This is a genomic window from Thermococcus atlanticus, from assembly GCF_054657855.1.
The window spans coordinates 965,034-978,767 of record NZ_BAAHXX010000001.1 but is presented as its reverse complement, the minus strand read 5'-3'; the positions used below and the strand labels follow the sequence as shown (position 1 = coordinate 978,767).

Here is a 13,734-nt window from a genome sequence, read left to right as displayed (position 1 = left end):
GATGTACAGGTACAGGAGGAAACTCAGTCTGGGTCTCAAGGAGGCCGAGGAGAAGTTTAAGGCAAAGCTGGAGGAGAAGGGTTACAAGGTTGTCCTTGAGTTTACTCCGAGCGACGTCGTCAGATCCAAGGTCAGCGCCGATATGGAGCCCTACAGAATACTCTGGGTCTGCAACCCCAAGATATTCTACGAGATGACCAAGAAGGACTACGAGATAGGCTCCTTCGCACCCTGCCCGGTGCTCTTCTACCGGAAGGACGGCGAGACCTACGTTGCCATAAACACCGCCGACGACGTGCTGGAGATAATAAAGGAGCCCCTTGAGGTCGTCAGGGGAGTCATAGAGGAGCTCTGACTCTTTTTATTTCCTCCCCTTCTTTGCTGACCCGCCGGGTTTTAGGATTCCAGAAGAAAATTATATAAACCTAATTCACAAACCTTATGATGTCGAAAGTCGAACTTATGTGGAAGTGATGTGATATGACCGAGTTTAAAGAGGACGTTTCTATAGTTCTCGGTGGAGCGGCCGGGCAGGGAATTCAGACCGTCGAGGGGATTCTGACCTACGCCCTAAAGCGCTCCGGCTACCACGTCTATGCAAACAAGGAGTACATGTCCCGCGTGAGAGGCGGGATAAACACCACCGAGATACGCGTTTCTTCCAGACGCGTCAGGGCCTTCGTAAAGAGAATAGACATCCTCGTCCCATTCAAGCAGGGCGTCCTGAGCTGGGTCTCCGACAGGCTCTCCAAGGAGACCGTCGTCCTCGGAGAGAGGGAGAACGTCGAGGAAGAGTTTCTTGGGGGGGCAAACCTCGTCGAGGTGCCCCTCACGAAGCTCGCCCTCGAAACGGGGAGCCAGCTCTACATCAACACGACCGCTGCAGGTTTAATAGTTGGCCTCTTCCACGGCGACTTTGGGGCGGTCGAGGAATACATAAGGAAGCGCTTCGGGAGCAAGGGGGAGAACGTTGTCGGGAAAAACATCGAAGCCGCTAAAAAAGGCTACGAGCTGGGCGTTAAGCTCTGTGAGGAAGGGACGATAAAGGTGGAAGTTGAAAGGGACGAGAAGGTTAAGGACGAAATCCTCCTCAGCGGTACCGAAGCTGTAGGAATAGGTGCCCTCGCCGGAGGCATGAACTTCCTCAGCTTCTACCCTATGAGCCCCTCAACTGGCGTCTCGACCTTCGCTGCACAGAAGGCTGAGGAGTTCGGGATAATCGTTGAGCAGGTCGAGGACGAGATTTCGGCGATAAACATGGCCCTCGGAGCGTGGTTTGCGGGAGCGAGGGCGATGGTGAGCACTTCAGGAGGGGGCTTCGCCTTGATGAGCGAGGCGTTGAGCTTGGCAGGAATGGCGGAGAACCCAATCGTAATACACCTGGCTCAAAGGCCCGGGCCCGCGACGGGCCTGCCAACGAGGACGATGCAAGGTGACCTAAACCTCGTCCTCCACGCTGGTCACGGCGACTTTCCGAGGATAATCCTCGCACCTGGAAGCATGGAGGAGGCGTTCTACCTTACGGCCGAGGCCTTCAACCTGGCCGACAAATACCAGGTTCCTGTAATAATTCTCACCGACCAGTACTTCGTGGACACATACTACAACCTGCCAAAGCCAGAGCTGGGGAAGGTGAGGTTCGAGAAGTATATCGTCGAGGCAAGGCCAGGCTATAGGAGGTACGAGCTGACCGAGGACGGAATCTCGCCGAGGGCCGTCCCGGGCTACGGCGAGGAAGTAGTCATAGCCAACGGCAACGAGCACGACGAGTGGGGCGATATTACCGAGGATGCCGAGCTTACAAGGAAAATGCAGGAGAAGAGGGCAGTTAAAAAGCTCAAAACGATAAGGAAGAACGCACCCCTGCCGAGGCTAATCGGGAGTGAAAACGCCAGGTATCTCGTGGTTTCCTGGGGCTCGACGCTCCACTCGGTTGAGGAGGCCCTTGAGGAGCTCGGGAGGGACGACGTTGCTTTGCTCCACTTCAGCTGGGTTCACCCCCTCAACCCCGAGACAAAGCGGTTCTTCGAGGGCAAGACGGTAATCGTCGTCGAGAACAACGTCACCAGCCAGTTCGCAGACCTTCTGAAAAAAGAACTCGGCGTCGATGTTCACCACAGGGTTCTGAAGTACGACGGCAGGCCGTTCTCGGTGGAAGAGGTTTTTGATGCCCTGAAGGGGGTGGTAGAATGAACCTTCCAACCGGCAGGGAGGCCTTTGAGCCCAGGAGGCCGACCAGCAAGGACGTCGCCTGGTGTCCCGGCTGTGGAAACTTCGGCATAAGGAACATTCTTATCTCAGCCTTAGCTGAGCTTGGCCTGAAGCCGAGCGAAGTGGCAATAATCAGTGGAATCGGACAGGCAGCTAAGATGCCACACTACATCAACGCCAACGGCTACCACACGCTCCACGGCAGGGCGATACCGATAGCGACCGGTGTGAAGGCGGCAAACCCCGAGCTGACGGTCATAGCCGAGGGCGGAGACGGCGACATGTACGCTGAAGGCGGCAACCACCTGCTCCACGCGATAAGGCGCAACCCCGACATAACCGTCCTCATACACGACAACCAGATATACGGCCTCACGAAGGGGCAGGCGTCGCCGACGACGATGCTCGGAATGAAGACGCCGACCCAGCCCTGGGGAGTCTTTGAGGAGCCTTTCAACCCTATAGCTTTGGCCATAGCGATGAACGCCTCCTTTGTCGCCAGAACCTTCATGGGCTACTTCCGTGAGAGCGTCGAGATAATCAAGAAAGCAATCCGGCATAAGGGTTTAGCCATAGTTGATATCCTGCACCCCTGCGTCAGCTTCAACAAGGTGAACACCTACGCCTGGTACAGGGAGCACACCTACTGGATGGATGATCATGACCCGCACGACAGGGAGGCGGCATTCAAGAGGGCCCTGGAGGAGGATCCGCTCCCGCTGGGAATCTTTTACGTCAACGAGAAGCCGACATTTGAGGAAAGCGTTCCGGCTTACCGGGTGGACAAAAGGCCCCTGTGGAAGCGCGAACCGAAGCTCGACCTCGTTGAGAAGTTCTTCGAGGGCAAGAAGGCCTGAGGAATCTTTCATTTTTCCCGTTTGAGAGCACTGGAGGTGCATCATCATGAAGATTGGAGAATATGCCCCGGATTTCGTTCTTAAAGACCAGAACGGTGAGGATTTCAGGCTGAGCGATTTCAGGGGAAAGAAGGTTCTGCTATCCTTCCACCCGCTGGCGTGGACTGGGATATGCGAGAAGCAGATGAAGGCCCTGGAGGAGAACTACGAACGCTTTGAGAGTCTGAACGTCGTCCCCGTCGGGATAAGCGTCGACGCCGTGCCGAGCAAGAAGGCCTGGGCCGAACACATCGGTCTTAAAAAGCTCAGGATTCTGAGCGATTTCTGGCCGCACGGAGCTGTTGCGAAGCTCTACGGCCTGTTCCGCGAAAAGGAGGGCTTCTCAGAGAGGGCAAACGTCCTTATAGACGAAGAAGGAAAGGTTGCGTTCTTCAAGGTCTATCCGATAAGGGAAGTGCCCGACCTGGATGAGATATTCAAGCTTTTGGAGGGAGGGTGAATTCCCTTTCAAAATTTTAACCCTACCCAATTTCGTCCTTAACTTTTTGGTTAAGAAAGGCTTTTTATGTTCCCGCACCAAATAGGTTCGGTGGTGAAAATGCCCGAGATATGGGTCGAAAAGATACTCGATGAACCCGAACTCTACATTCTGAGGATTGACGATGAGAGGATAAAGTACTTTGAGGCCACCTGGGACATCCCCGAGGGGATAACCTACAACGCTTACCTTATGAAGACCGGCGATGCGGTTGTTCTCTTCGACGCCTGGAAGAAGGACTACACCGAAGAGTTCCTTGAGACCCTACGGAAGCTCGTTGATCCGAAGGAGATAACCCACATTATAATCCACCACACGGAGCCCGACCACAGCGGGGCAATTCCAGCGGTTCTTGAGGCCAACGGCTACAGGGCCAGGCTCATAGGAACCACCTTTGCCAAGCGCTTCATGGAGGGCTTCTTTGGAGAAAAGGTTGTCGAGAACTTCCATGCCATAAAGGACGGAGAGGAGATTCAAATCGGCGGAAGGACTTTCCGTTTCATAACAGTCCCCTGGCTCCACTGGCCGGACACGATGATTACCTACGTCGTCGAGGACAGGCTCATTTTCAGCTGCGACGCCGGCGGCGGCTATGGAATACCAAACACCATAGATGACAGCGACGAGGAGGTCATCAGGGAGTACCTGCCCCACGTGACGAAGTACATAGTGACCGTCATAGGCCACTACCACAAGTACATCGTCCAGAACCTCAAGAAGCTCAAGAGCCTCGGAATAGTTGAGGAGGCAAGGATGATACTCCCCGGCCACGGGCTCATCTGGCGTAAGAATCCGATGAGGATATTCGAGTTCTACGAGAAGGTCGGTGCCGGCGTTCCTGAAAAGGACAAGGTTCTTGTTATCTACGACTCCATGTATGGCTTCGTCGAGAGGAGGATGGAGATCGTCATAGAGGAGCTAAGGAAGCTTGGCAAGAAGCCCGTCGTTTACAGGTTCAACGATAAGGAAGCCCCCGCGGTGAGCGACATTCTGGGTGAGATTCCGGACAGCGAGGCAATCGTCATAGGTGCCTCCACCTACGAGGCCGAGATACACCCTCGCATAAGGTACACCCTGTATGAGATAGTCGACAAGGCAAACTATGAGAAGCCCGTCCTGATAGTTGGAGCTTTTGGATGGGGAGGAGTGGCAGGTAAAAAGATAGAGACACTCATAACGCGCAGCAGGTTCAACCACGTCGACACCGTCGAGAGCCGCGGCATGCCCCGGAAAGAAGATGAGGAAAGACTTAGAGAGGGCGTTAGGAAGCTCGTGGCATGGGTTTCATAGGGGCTTTCCTTTTTTTCGCCCCATGCATGTTTAAATACTTCAAGGCAAAACATGAAAAATGGTGATGTAAATGGAAGATGTTCTTGAAAAACTTGCCGGGCTCTCCCCCAGGGAGATACTCGGCTATGCAATCGCTTCGGAGGAAGACGCAAAACGGTTCTACGAGCACCTCGCATCAAAGAGCGGGGCCCTCCTCGGGGAGTTTTTCAGAACCCTGGCCAAGGCCGAAGAGGGGCACAGGGCAATACTGCTCAGACTGCACGAGAGCCTATTTGGGGATACCGACTACACCGTCCCTGAGGGGATACCGTTTGCCGAGACCTCCGTGGATGTGGAAACCGTGGCAAACCTCATCGAAGCAATGCGGGTCGCTCTCGTCAACGAAAAAACCGCCGAGAGGATATACAGCCACCTGAGCGAGATACTGCCGGAGCACAGGGGGATATTTGGCTTCCTGGCCGCACAGGAGAGAGCGCACTACGCATCAATACGGAGCCATACCGAGTACCTCGAAGACATGAGCCGGGAAAGACCAGAGTACGTGAACGCACCTGCCCAGGTGATACAGAATCAGTTCGAGCTCTACCTCGGCCCGAGGGCGAGGTCGTGAGGTGGCAGTGTGAGGGTAGTCATGGTCGGAAACGGGCCCGGTGGCATTGAGCTGGCCAAGAACCTGAGCAGAGAATTCGACGTGACCATAGTCGAGAGGGAAAACCTGCCCCACTACTCCAGGCCCATGCTGAGCCACTACATAGCGGGCTTTCTGCCGGAGGAAAAGCTCTTTCCATATTCCCATGAGTGGTACGAGAAAAAAGGGATAAACCTGCTCCTTGGAGCCGAGGCAAAGCTGATCGACAGGCTCAGGAAGGTTCTCGTGACAGAGGAGGGTGGGATACCCTACGATGCCCTCGTCATAGCAGCCGGGGCGAGGGCCAGGGAGCCGGCGGTTCCGGGCAGGGAGCACATCCTAACCCTCAGAACCCTCAAAGACGCAAAGCTGATAAGAGAGCGGCTTGAGGAGGAGGGCGAGATAACGATCCTCGGAGGGGGCTTCATAGCGCTTGAGCTGGCCGGGAACCTCGCCAAGGCCGGCTATACCGTGAAGCTGGTGCACAGGGGAAAGAATCTTCTCGGGCTGGACGAAGAGCTCACAGGATTAATCAAGGCAGAGCTTGAGAAAGCCGGTGTCGAGTTCCACCTGGAATCGAGCGTCATAAGCGCCGACGAGATGGGCTTGAGCACCGACAAGGGCTACATCAAGGGAAAGCTGAAGGTATGTGCCTTCGGAATAGTGCCCAACAGGGAGCTGGCCCTAAAGAGCGGGATACACGCCGGAAGAGGTATTCTCATAGACGACCGCTTCAGAACCTCCGCAAGGGATGTCTATGCCATTGGCGACTGCGCGGAGTTAAATGGAACCATCGAGGGGACTGCCAGAGGGACGGTAGAACAGGCGAGGGTTCTCGCCAGGATACTTAAAGGTGCCGACGAGAGATATAGGCCTTTCAGATTGGCGTTCTTCAAGTTCGCCGACTTCAGCGTTGCCCTCATTGGAAAGACGAAAGGACATGGTGAGTGGCTCGATGAAAAGGCCAAGGTCTTTTACGAGGGTGAGAAGGCCATCGGCGCTGTCGTCCTGGGTGACCTCAGGGAAGCCATGAGGCTCGAAAAAATTATCAAAGAGGGGCTACCTATTGACTGAAGTGCAGGTCTCATCAAACTTCTGGTTTGGAAAATCGTTATATACCCCACGCACGGAAATATTAGTGCAGCAACGTTTGTAGGTGGTATGGATGGTAGTGAAAAGGAAAATGACCCGGAAGTTTCTGGAGGATGCCTTTGCCGGCGAAAGCATGGCCCACATGAGGTACCTGATTTTTGCCGAGCAGGCCGAGAAGGAGGGATATCCCAACATAGCCAAGCTATTCAGGGCAATAGCCCACGCTGAGTTCGTCCATGCCAAGAACCACTTCATGGCCCTCGGACATCTCGGAAAGACTCCCGAGAACCTGCAGGCGGGCATAGACGGCGAGACTTACGAGGTCGAGGAGATGTATCCGGTCTTCCACAACGCCGCCGGGTTCCAGGGCGAGAAAGAAGCAGTTAGAACGACCCACTACGCCCTTGAGGCAGAAAAGATACACGCCGAGCTCTACGCCAAGGCCAAGGAGCTCGCAGAGAGCGGAAAGGACATCGAGATAAAGAAGGTCTATATCTGCCCGGTGTGCGGCTACACCGCAGTCGACGAGGCGCCTGAAAGATGCCCTGTCTGCGGCGTCCCGGGCGATAAGTTCGTGGTCTTTGAGTGAATCTTTCGTTTTTTCATTTCTCAGGTTTGAGGCGCAAACCTTATAAGGTCGAACTGATAACATTAGAGCGGTGAATAAAAATGGCCAAATGGAAGTGTATAGTATGCGGCTACATCTACGATGAGGATGAGGGCGACCCCGACAGCGGGATCAATGCAGGAACCAAGTTTGAGGACCTTCCGGAGGACTGGGTGTGCCCGCTCTGCGGGGCACCAAAGGACATGTTTGAAAAGATAGAATGAGGTGGTTGAGATGATAAGCGGAACCATAAGGAGCGGAGACTGGAAGGGGGAGAAGCACGTCCCCGTTATAGAGTACGAGAAGGAAGGCGACCTCGTCAGGGTCGAGGTCAGCGTTGGAAAGGAGATACCGCACCCGAACACCCCGGAGCACCACATCGCCTGGATAGAGCTCTACTTCCACCCCGAGGGCGAGAACTTCCCGGTGCTGGTTGGAAGGGTGGCATTTACAAACCACGGCGACCCGCTCACCGAGCCAAAGGCAGTGTTCTTCTTCAGGACTGCCAAGAAGGGCAAGCTCTACGCACTCAGCTACTGCAACATCCACGGCCTCTGGGAGAACGAGGTCGGGCTGGAGTGATGGCCATGGAAACTCCGATGCTGGTTTTTGAGGTTCTCAAAAAAGCCGGAAAACCGCTGAAGAGCAAGGAAATCGCAGAAATGGCAGGCATCGACAAGAAAGAGGTTGATAAGGCTATAAAGCTCCTGAAAAAGGAAGGAAAGATAATCTCTCCGAAGCGCTGCTACTATGCCCCCGCCGAGTGAATCCCGACCCCCAATTTTTATTTTTTTCCCGGAAGGAGTATAGATAACTGCCCCTAATCATGTTTTGGGTTGTGTATTTTGTTTGCTTGAATGTCTTCATGGGGCACTCTCTTAAGGGTAAATTTCCTCAAGAGCAACCCCCAATATTTGGTGGGAACTGGGGTATAGATAATAAAACTTCCACTGTTAAAACACCAGCCTAAACGGGCAAACATTTATGTACCCCGGAGGTGAAACTGATATAAAAACACGGATGCTGAAGAAATATGCCGGAATTTTGGTATGATATCACAATGAGTTTTATAGGGATATTAACGCTTCTCGGAATCGTGCTCACATGGCTGATATTCAGGCGGACGGACAGGCAGCCATCACTTCTTCTGGTGCTGGGAGGCCTCATGACGGCCGGAGGATTCACAGGTGTTGTCCTCTTCAGGGAAGCTGCAAACAGCCTCCTTACCGTCCTGATTCTGACAGGGCCTGCTCTGGTTGCATACTCCCTCGCAAGCGGCGATGTGGTCAAGGTGAGCGGGAGGCTGATGCTTCAGGTATCCGCAACCCTGCTGAGCCTGCTGCTGGCCGGACACCACTCAACGGTTGCGGTTGACATCGTGTATGCAGGGCCGTTTCTGGCGGTTCTCCTTCTCATGAACTCCCTGATATCCAGTGGCCTTGCGGGAGAGCTGAGGGAAAAGCTGCTCGTTGGTGCATCATGGATGGTGGTTCTCTTCTCATGGACGAGATACCTTATAGGGGGGACACCTAGAATCCGGGAGGCGGCGATAGTTGCCCTTTACATGGTGCCGGTTACAATATGGGTGGGGATAGCTGTCTCAATATACCTGTCCCCTGTGGAGCACACATGGCCAGGAAAGCTTTTAAACGTGCATGCAGAGCGTTCTCCGGGTGAGATGGATGAAGGTCTACATGAAAGATAGGGACTGGCCGCCGGAGTACCGGGCCGTTCTGGATGAGCTCGCAGGGATAAGGGATCCAGTCACCGGGGGCGACATCCTCGACTCCGGTGTCATAGCGGGACTTGAGGTTAATGGGGATACACTCAAGATATGGCTCAACTTCGAGAGCCATGCGGAGTACAACATCACGGGAGCGAGCGCGATAGCATACTCCAGGATAATAGGAGATATAATGGAAAGGTTTGCCCTCGTGAGGTTCCAGAACGTCTACGTCTACGACCTCAGAAACAATGCGGTCGGTGTTTTTGAAAACAGGAAGGGATATACAATTGAAGATATAAGTTCAGAGGGGATGTAAATTGGGGCTTTTCAGTATTTTCCACTCCCCGAGGAGGAAAAACCCGCGGAGAGGGCCCCGGGAGGATCTTCCATCCGAAGTGAAGGGAGTGGTGGAGATACTGAAGGGGGTCAATGACCCCGAGACCGAGGTCAACATAGTCGATGAGGGGCTACTCTATGGACTAACCGTGAACGGGGACGAGGTTGAGGTTTTCCTTCTGATGGCCAGGTCAACACCGGAGTGTCACTTCTGCCAGATGCTGGCCATAAACGTGCAGAACAAGATACTGAGGGATATAGTGGAGACTTTAAAGGCAGAAGGGTTTAATAGGATAAAAATCTACAACGAAATTGGACTGCTGCTTGCGGAGGGATGATCTAAGTCAGATAGAAAGCGTGCTGTAAAATGTAGATTTTGGTTGAGGTGTGAAAACGGTAATCCTTCAAGAAGGCAACGTTTTACCCCTTACGATTTTTCTTTTAAAAGCCCATAGGAAATCCAGTATTCTTGAGTCTGCATTTTAAATCACCAAAAAGCCCTTTAAGTTTTGGAGTGGTGGGGACTCTAAAAGAGTCCTCTTAGAGAGCTTTCACCATGTTCCTTAAACGGACGCTGACAGGCATCCTTCGGGCAGTTGGAGTTTGAGAGGGGTTGCACCGTTCGAGGGATAACGGGCCCGCAAACCTCTCTCAAAAGGGGATGAGGTCAGTTGGAGCTTGGGAAAAATCATGAACACGTGTGTCTAAGCTTGTTATGTTTGTACGATGGAAGAGTAAAGTCTTCGAAAGATGCACTCGGACGATGCAAACACTTCAGGCATGACACTCACAAAATAACCCCAACTTTTAGACACCCTAACGCTCTTATGTTTATTCAATAGTGGAAGAGTTATTTATCGAACTTCAAATTCTCCAGGAAATCCTCAATTATGTCACAAATCTCTTCAGGCTTTTCATAAAGTATCATATGACCCGCATCAGGAATAACAGCAAGCTTTGACCCTTTAATCCATTGATGGAGTATTTTAGCATCTTCTGGAGACGTGATTATATCGTCTTCTCCTACAATTATGAGAGTTGGTGCTTTAATTTTTTCCGCTGATGCCTTTGCATCATACCCCACAAGTGAAATTAAATATCTGAAACTCTGCGGAGGAAGAGATTCTATATATTCCATGTTGTCCACCATAAACCTGTAGAATACTTTATCTGGAGTGGCAGGACTGAAGAACATCTTTCGATATAGCCTTCTCATCAGTGAATTATTGCTAAAAAGGAGAGGTTTCCAAAATATAGGAGGGAAATATTCTATTATCCAGTCCATAAGCTGCTTTTCCAGATGGGTAACCGGACTTATAAGAATCATGGCCTTAACTTTACGACGGACTGCATATTCGAGAGAGAGTAGGGTTCCAAAGCTATGCCCTATCAGAATCATTTCATTAATCCCAAGTTCCTCTCTTATCGCATCAATATCCCCAATATAATCACTAATGGAGACAAAATCCGGCTTATCTGACTTCCCGTACCCCCTTAAATCCATTGCAATAACTCGATAATTTTTCTTGAAGTAGGGGAGTATGTACTTCCAGTTACTAATCTGACCGGGAGAACCGTGTAAAAACATAAGTGCAGTGCCCTCTCCCGCTTCATGAAAATGAATCTTAACATCCGAACGAAATATGAATGGCATTGATGGCCCCCCCATTAAAATCTTCAATGCCTCCCATTAAATTATTTTCGATATCATTATTTTCGAGTGTTCATAAATTAAATAGTAGAAGAAATTACTTAAGAACCACAACCGCACCGGGATCCTTAACCCTCAGGGCAAGAGCTTCCGTGGCGAGGAATGCAACAACATCCCCCTCCGGACCGAGCTCCTTCAGGTCAACGTCCTGTCCTATAACCACATCGAGGACTGCGGGCGTGTTTGCAAAGACCACCACTTCGTTCTCCCCTATGTTGGGGGTCACGAATATTCCTGCTCTGAAGACCTGTTTTAGAACCTCCACAAGCATTTTTCCGCCCTTTTCATGAACACGGAGAAGCTTTGCATACCTCGTGGGATTCAGTATCAGGGCGAACGGGCCCGATGATGCCTCTCCGACCATCTGAACGGCATTCATAAGGTCGTTAAGGGCCTCTTCCGTGCTCTCCCATCCTCCAAGCGACGCCTTCTTCACGTCGGAGGATATAAGCTCCCTTATTATCAGGCTCTCTTCATCCTTAACCAGAAGCTCTCCGGCCTTCACGGCAATGGCGGGGTCAAAGGAGCCGTCGTCCAGTTCCCTGAGCCCGATATAGAACTTCTTGGACAGGAGTGGTATCGGTCTGTAATCCTGCTTCACGACCCTGATGCCGTCTTTGTGTTCTATGACGTCGACCCTGTACGACTGGGCACCCTTCATTTTTGTGCGCGGCAGGGCTTTAAGGAGCACCCGCCCGTTTTCAACGGCTCCCAGGAGGGCCTCCCTGAGCACGTTCATGTAGTCCGGCTTTTCGTCAGCCCCATCTCCCGCCGGAAGTTCTGTCTTTATTCCTGTCATCTCCTCAACCTCTTCAAAGCCATCCCTGAGCTCGCTAACCTGTTCCGGATCAATGTTCAGCAACAGAGCAAGGAACTCGCCAACATGGGCCTTCTCTTCCCGGGCAATATCCAGAAAGACGTTCTTTATTCTCTCATCTTCCACCAGCATCGCAAACTGCTCGTAGAAGTTTATGGCATCAAGTTCTGCTATGGCAGCCCATCTGAGGGCCTGTGCAGTCTCTTCCTTCGAAAACGGTTTTTCACGGGATATCGAAATCGGGTTCAACCCGAGCATTTAAATCACCATTTTAATGTTCGAGCGACATGTTAATAAGGTTTTCCCTAAAAACATAGAAAGTTCTGAAAATGGACTCAATCCACCTCAAGGCTGAAGTCCTGATAGTTCATCCATATCCCTGTCTTCATTACTGAGTCATACTGTGCCCTCAAGAGCTCGTAGTGTGCCTTTTCTATTCTTGCGAGCTCGTGGAAAACCTCCCTAACATCTTCATCCTCCGCCTCTACCGTGGCTTTTTCATAGAACTCCCATGTGAGCTTTTCCTGCTCCATGCCGAGCTCAACGGCTTTAACCTCGCTGAGAGTCCCCTCGTATGTTGGGGTTAGCTTTTTGAGGAACTCCTCGTTCACAGCGGGAAGCCTGCACTTCTCCGCAATCTTCTCCATGAGCTTGCCCTCAAATATATCCCGGTGCTTAGCTTCCTCCTTTGCCAGAAACAGGAACATCTTTTTCGCCCTTTCATCCTCCGCCTTCCCTGTCATCTCAAGATAGAACCTCATCTCCGCCTTCTCAACCTCAAGTGCCAGAACCAGCGCTTCGAGTTCGTCCATAATATCACCGTACTTAAATTAGTTCCCTCCACTAATTAGCCTTTTGGATTCCTCAAGAACATTGGCTGCATGACCTTTGGCGCGCACGTTTATCTTCTTCCAGACTATCTCTCCTTTGGGATTCAGTATGAATGTGCTCCTAATTGTCCCCTCATACTCCCTTCCATAGCGCTTCTTCTTCCCCCATGCACCCAAAGTCCTATGGAGCTCGGCGTTCGGGTCGCTGATGAGTCTGACTTTCAGATGATGCCTCTCTCTGAAGCGGGTGTGACTTTTAGGTGAATCCCTCGAAATGCCTATCACCTGGAAACCAAGCCTTTCAAACTCGGGCAAAAGCTCGGTAAATTCCTTGGCCTCTGTGGTACAGCCAGGCGTGTTATCCTTGGGATAGAAGTAGAGGATCGTCCACCTTCCGAGAACTATATCCTTCAAGGGCTTCTCGGTTCCATCCTCATCGAGAATCCTAATCTTAAGATAGTCCACGCTATCACCCAAATAATTAGGTTTCCCTAATTCATAAACCTTTCGGACAAGGCTTAAAACTCCTGGGCGGGAAATACAGTGGGGATGAGAATGGAAGCTGTCAGGGTTGAAAATCCTCCTGAATTTAAAGAGGAGCTCATCAGGTTTGTCTTCCGGGTCTATCAGGGCACCAGGGGGGCATACCCCGCCCTTGAATGGGTGGAGAACAAGCCATCAACGGACGATTTCGAGGGGTTCAGGAAAGTTTACGAGCCCTTCCTTGAGTTCAGACTTGAGAAGGAGTTCGATGAGCTGTACGTTCTGAGGGACGATGATGGAAAGCTCGTTGGAACCGTAGCCTTAGTCTACAACCTCGAAGGAAAGGACGTCTGGTGGGTGCCGGAGGAGATAAAGAACGAAAAGACCGGTCTGATAGAGTTCTTCATGGTCGACCCCGCTTACAGGGGAAAGGGGCATGGATCAAGGCTCCTCAACTTTGCCATTAACAGGCTCGCCGAACTTGGAAGGGATGCATACGTGATAACCTTCCCCGAGCTTGAAGCTTATTCATATTATATAAGAAAGGGCTTCACCAAGGTCATGGACTACAGGGAGTTCGTGGTGCTGAGGTACGGATGAAGCAGAAA

General features: G+C 51.8%; 19 protein-coding genes. 15 read left to right on the top strand and 4 right to left on the bottom strand.

Annotated elements, in window-relative coordinates; translation table 11 throughout:
* The first annotated feature begins 1 nt into the window (after position 1).
* The 14 genes from ACYQ27_RS05185 (at position 2) to ACYQ27_RS05120 (ending at position 9,623) form a co-directional block, all read left to right on the top strand.
* Positions 2 to 355 carry a DUF302 domain-containing protein gene (locus tag ACYQ27_RS05185; RefSeq protein ID WP_460041161.1) on the top strand — a complete coding sequence of 118 codons (354 nt, stop codon included), beginning with the start codon at positions 2 to 4 and terminating at the stop codon, positions 353 to 355.
* Positions 356 to 480: 125 nt separating this feature from the next.
* Entirely contained in the window at positions 481 to 2,193 is a 1,713-nt protein-coding gene (locus ACYQ27_RS05180) for a 2-oxoacid:acceptor oxidoreductase subunit alpha (RefSeq protein WP_460041160.1), read from the top strand.
* Positions 2,190 to 3,068: a thiamine pyrophosphate-dependent enzyme gene (locus ACYQ27_RS05175; RefSeq protein ID WP_460041159.1), complete on the top strand. Its 879-nt coding sequence runs from the start codon at positions 2,190 to 2,192 to the stop codon at positions 3,066 to 3,068. Before ACYQ27_RS05180 ends, ACYQ27_RS05175 begins: the two co-directional genes overlap by 4 nt.
* A 46-nt stretch (positions 3,069 to 3,114) precedes the next feature.
* Positions 3,115 to 3,567 (top strand): peroxiredoxin, encoded by a 453-nt coding sequence (locus ACYQ27_RS05170; protein ID WP_456453656.1) that lies wholly within the window; start codon positions 3,115 to 3,117, stop codon positions 3,565 to 3,567.
* A gap of 99 nt (positions 3,568 to 3,666) precedes the next feature.
* A complete protein-coding gene (locus ACYQ27_RS05165; RefSeq protein WP_460041804.1) occupies positions 3,667 to 4,896 on the top strand; it encodes an FprA family A-type flavoprotein in 1,230 nt (409 codons plus the stop codon).
* Between the two features lie 70 nt (positions 4,897 to 4,966).
* Complete coding sequence (locus tag ACYQ27_RS05160) at positions 4,967 to 5,506, top strand: ferritin-like domain-containing protein (RefSeq protein WP_456453657.1); 540 nt, start codon at positions 4,967 to 4,969, stop codon at positions 5,504 to 5,506.
* Between the two features lie 9 nt (positions 5,507 to 5,515).
* Complete coding sequence (locus ACYQ27_RS05155) at positions 5,516 to 6,598, top strand: NAD(P)/FAD-dependent oxidoreductase (protein ID WP_456453658.1); 1,083 nt, start codon at positions 5,516 to 5,518, stop codon at positions 6,596 to 6,598.
* 91 nt (positions 6,599 to 6,689) lie between these two features.
* The gene (locus ACYQ27_RS05150; protein WP_456453659.1) at positions 6,690 to 7,205 is read left to right on the top strand and encodes a rubrerythrin family protein; all 516 of its coding nucleotides are present in this window, start codon (positions 6,690 to 6,692) and stop codon (positions 7,203 to 7,205) included.
* 80 nt (positions 7,206 to 7,285) lie between these two features.
* Complete coding sequence (gene rd / locus ACYQ27_RS05145) at positions 7,286 to 7,447, top strand: rubredoxin (RefSeq protein WP_456453660.1); 162 nt, start codon at positions 7,286 to 7,288, stop codon at positions 7,445 to 7,447.
* 10 nt (positions 7,448 to 7,457) lie between these two features.
* On the top strand, positions 7,458 to 7,805 hold the full coding sequence (locus ACYQ27_RS05140; protein WP_456453661.1) for a class II SORL domain-containing protein: 348 nt from the start codon (positions 7,458 to 7,460) through the stop codon (positions 7,803 to 7,805).
* Positions 7,805 to 7,990, top strand: a complete 186-nt coding sequence (locus tag ACYQ27_RS05135) for a MarR family transcriptional regulator (RefSeq protein ID WP_456394560.1) — start codon at positions 7,805 to 7,807, stop codon at positions 7,988 to 7,990. The genes ACYQ27_RS05140 and ACYQ27_RS05135 overlap by 1 nt, the downstream gene beginning before the upstream one ends.
* 266 nt (positions 7,991 to 8,256) lie before the next feature.
* The gene (locus ACYQ27_RS05130; RefSeq protein ID WP_456453662.1) at positions 8,257 to 8,928 is read left to right on the top strand and encodes a hypothetical protein; all 672 of its coding nucleotides are present in this window, start codon (positions 8,257 to 8,259) and stop codon (positions 8,926 to 8,928) included.
* Positions 8,906 to 9,265, top strand: a complete 360-nt coding sequence (locus ACYQ27_RS05125) for an iron-sulfur cluster assembly protein (protein WP_456453673.1) — start codon at positions 8,906 to 8,908, stop codon at positions 9,263 to 9,265. Before ACYQ27_RS05130 ends, ACYQ27_RS05125 begins: the two co-directional genes overlap by 23 nt.
* Before the next feature lie 88 nt (positions 9,266 to 9,353).
* The gene (locus ACYQ27_RS05120) at positions 9,354 to 9,623 is read left to right on the top strand and encodes an iron-sulfur cluster assembly protein (protein WP_456394562.1); all 270 of its coding nucleotides are present in this window, start codon (positions 9,354 to 9,356) and stop codon (positions 9,621 to 9,623) included.
* A gap of 512 nt (positions 9,624 to 10,135) precedes the next feature.
* Here ACYQ27_RS05120 and ACYQ27_RS05115 read toward each other — a convergent pair.
* From ACYQ27_RS05115 to ACYQ27_RS05100, 4 genes are all read right to left on the bottom strand, one after another.
* Complete coding sequence (locus ACYQ27_RS05115) at positions 10,136 to 10,939, bottom strand: alpha/beta fold hydrolase (RefSeq protein WP_460041158.1); 804 nt, start codon at positions 10,937 to 10,939, stop codon at positions 10,136 to 10,138.
* A gap of 94 nt (positions 10,940 to 11,033) precedes the next feature.
* A complete protein-coding gene (locus ACYQ27_RS05110) occupies positions 11,034 to 12,071 on the bottom strand; it encodes an encapsulin (protein WP_456394564.1) in 1,038 nt (345 codons plus the stop codon).
* Between the two features lie 77 nt (positions 12,072 to 12,148).
* A complete protein-coding gene (locus ACYQ27_RS05105) occupies positions 12,149 to 12,625 on the bottom strand; it encodes a ferritin family protein (RefSeq protein WP_456453663.1) in 477 nt (158 codons plus the stop codon).
* Between the two features lie 18 nt (positions 12,626 to 12,643).
* Positions 12,644 to 13,108 (bottom strand): peroxiredoxin, encoded by a 465-nt coding sequence (locus ACYQ27_RS05100; protein WP_456394566.1) that lies wholly within the window; start codon positions 13,106 to 13,108, stop codon positions 12,644 to 12,646.
* A gap of 90 nt (positions 13,109 to 13,198) precedes the next feature.
* Between ACYQ27_RS05100 and ACYQ27_RS05095 the strand changes: the two genes are divergently transcribed.
* The gene (locus tag ACYQ27_RS05095; protein ID WP_460041803.1) at positions 13,199 to 13,726 is read left to right on the top strand and encodes a GNAT family N-acetyltransferase; all 528 of its coding nucleotides are present in this window, start codon (positions 13,199 to 13,201) and stop codon (positions 13,724 to 13,726) included.
* Positions 13,727 to 13,734 lie beyond the last annotated feature (8 nt).

What these genes read in the sequence shown, in the direction of transcription:
- ACYQ27_RS05135 (WP_456394560.1), top strand. Translation starts at nt 7,805, where the DNA reads ATGGCCATGGAAACTCCGATGCTGGTTTTTGAGGTTCTCAAAAAAGCC.
- ACYQ27_RS05125 (WP_456453673.1), top strand. Translation starts at nt 8,906, where the DNA reads ATGAAGGTCTACATGAAAGATAGGGACTGGCCGCCGGAGTACCGGGCC.
- ACYQ27_RS05115 (WP_460041158.1), bottom strand. Translation starts at nt 10,939, where the DNA reads ATGCCATTCATATTTCGTTCGGATGTTAAGATTCATTTTCATGAAGCG.
- ACYQ27_RS05095 (WP_460041803.1), top strand. Translation starts at nt 13,199, where the DNA reads ATGGAAGCTGTCAGGGTTGAAAATCCTCCTGAATTTAAAGAGGAGCTC.
- ACYQ27_RS05180 (WP_460041160.1), top strand. Translation starts at nt 481, where the DNA reads ATGACCGAGTTTAAAGAGGACGTTTCTATAGTTCTCGGTGGAGCGGCC.
- ACYQ27_RS05170 (WP_456453656.1), top strand. Translation starts at nt 3,115, where the DNA reads ATGAAGATTGGAGAATATGCCCCGGATTTCGTTCTTAAAGACCAGAAC.
- ACYQ27_RS05105 (WP_456453663.1), bottom strand. Translation starts at nt 12,625, where the DNA reads ATGGACGAACTCGAAGCGCTGGTTCTGGCACTTGAGGTTGAGAAGGCG.
- ACYQ27_RS05140 (WP_456453661.1), top strand. Translation starts at nt 7,458, where the DNA reads ATGATAAGCGGAACCATAAGGAGCGGAGACTGGAAGGGGGAGAAGCAC.
- ACYQ27_RS05185 (WP_460041161.1), top strand. Translation starts at nt 2, where the DNA reads ATGTACAGGTACAGGAGGAAACTCAGTCTGGGTCTCAAGGAGGCCGAG.
- ACYQ27_RS05150 (WP_456453659.1), top strand. Translation starts at nt 6,690, where the DNA reads ATGGTAGTGAAAAGGAAAATGACCCGGAAGTTTCTGGAGGATGCCTTT.
- ACYQ27_RS05160 (WP_456453657.1), top strand. Translation starts at nt 4,967, where the DNA reads ATGGAAGATGTTCTTGAAAAACTTGCCGGGCTCTCCCCCAGGGAGATA.
- rd (WP_456453660.1), top strand. Translation starts at nt 7,286, where the DNA reads ATGGCCAAATGGAAGTGTATAGTATGCGGCTACATCTACGATGAGGAT.
- ACYQ27_RS05130 (WP_456453662.1), top strand. Translation starts at nt 8,257, where the DNA reads ATGCCGGAATTTTGGTATGATATCACAATGAGTTTTATAGGGATATTA.
- ACYQ27_RS05110 (WP_456394564.1), bottom strand. Translation starts at nt 12,071, where the DNA reads ATGCTCGGGTTGAACCCGATTTCGATATCCCGTGAAAAACCGTTTTCG.
- ACYQ27_RS05175 (WP_460041159.1), top strand. Translation starts at nt 2,190, where the DNA reads ATGAACCTTCCAACCGGCAGGGAGGCCTTTGAGCCCAGGAGGCCGACC.
- ACYQ27_RS05165 (WP_460041804.1), top strand. Translation starts at nt 3,667, where the DNA reads ATGCCCGAGATATGGGTCGAAAAGATACTCGATGAACCCGAACTCTAC.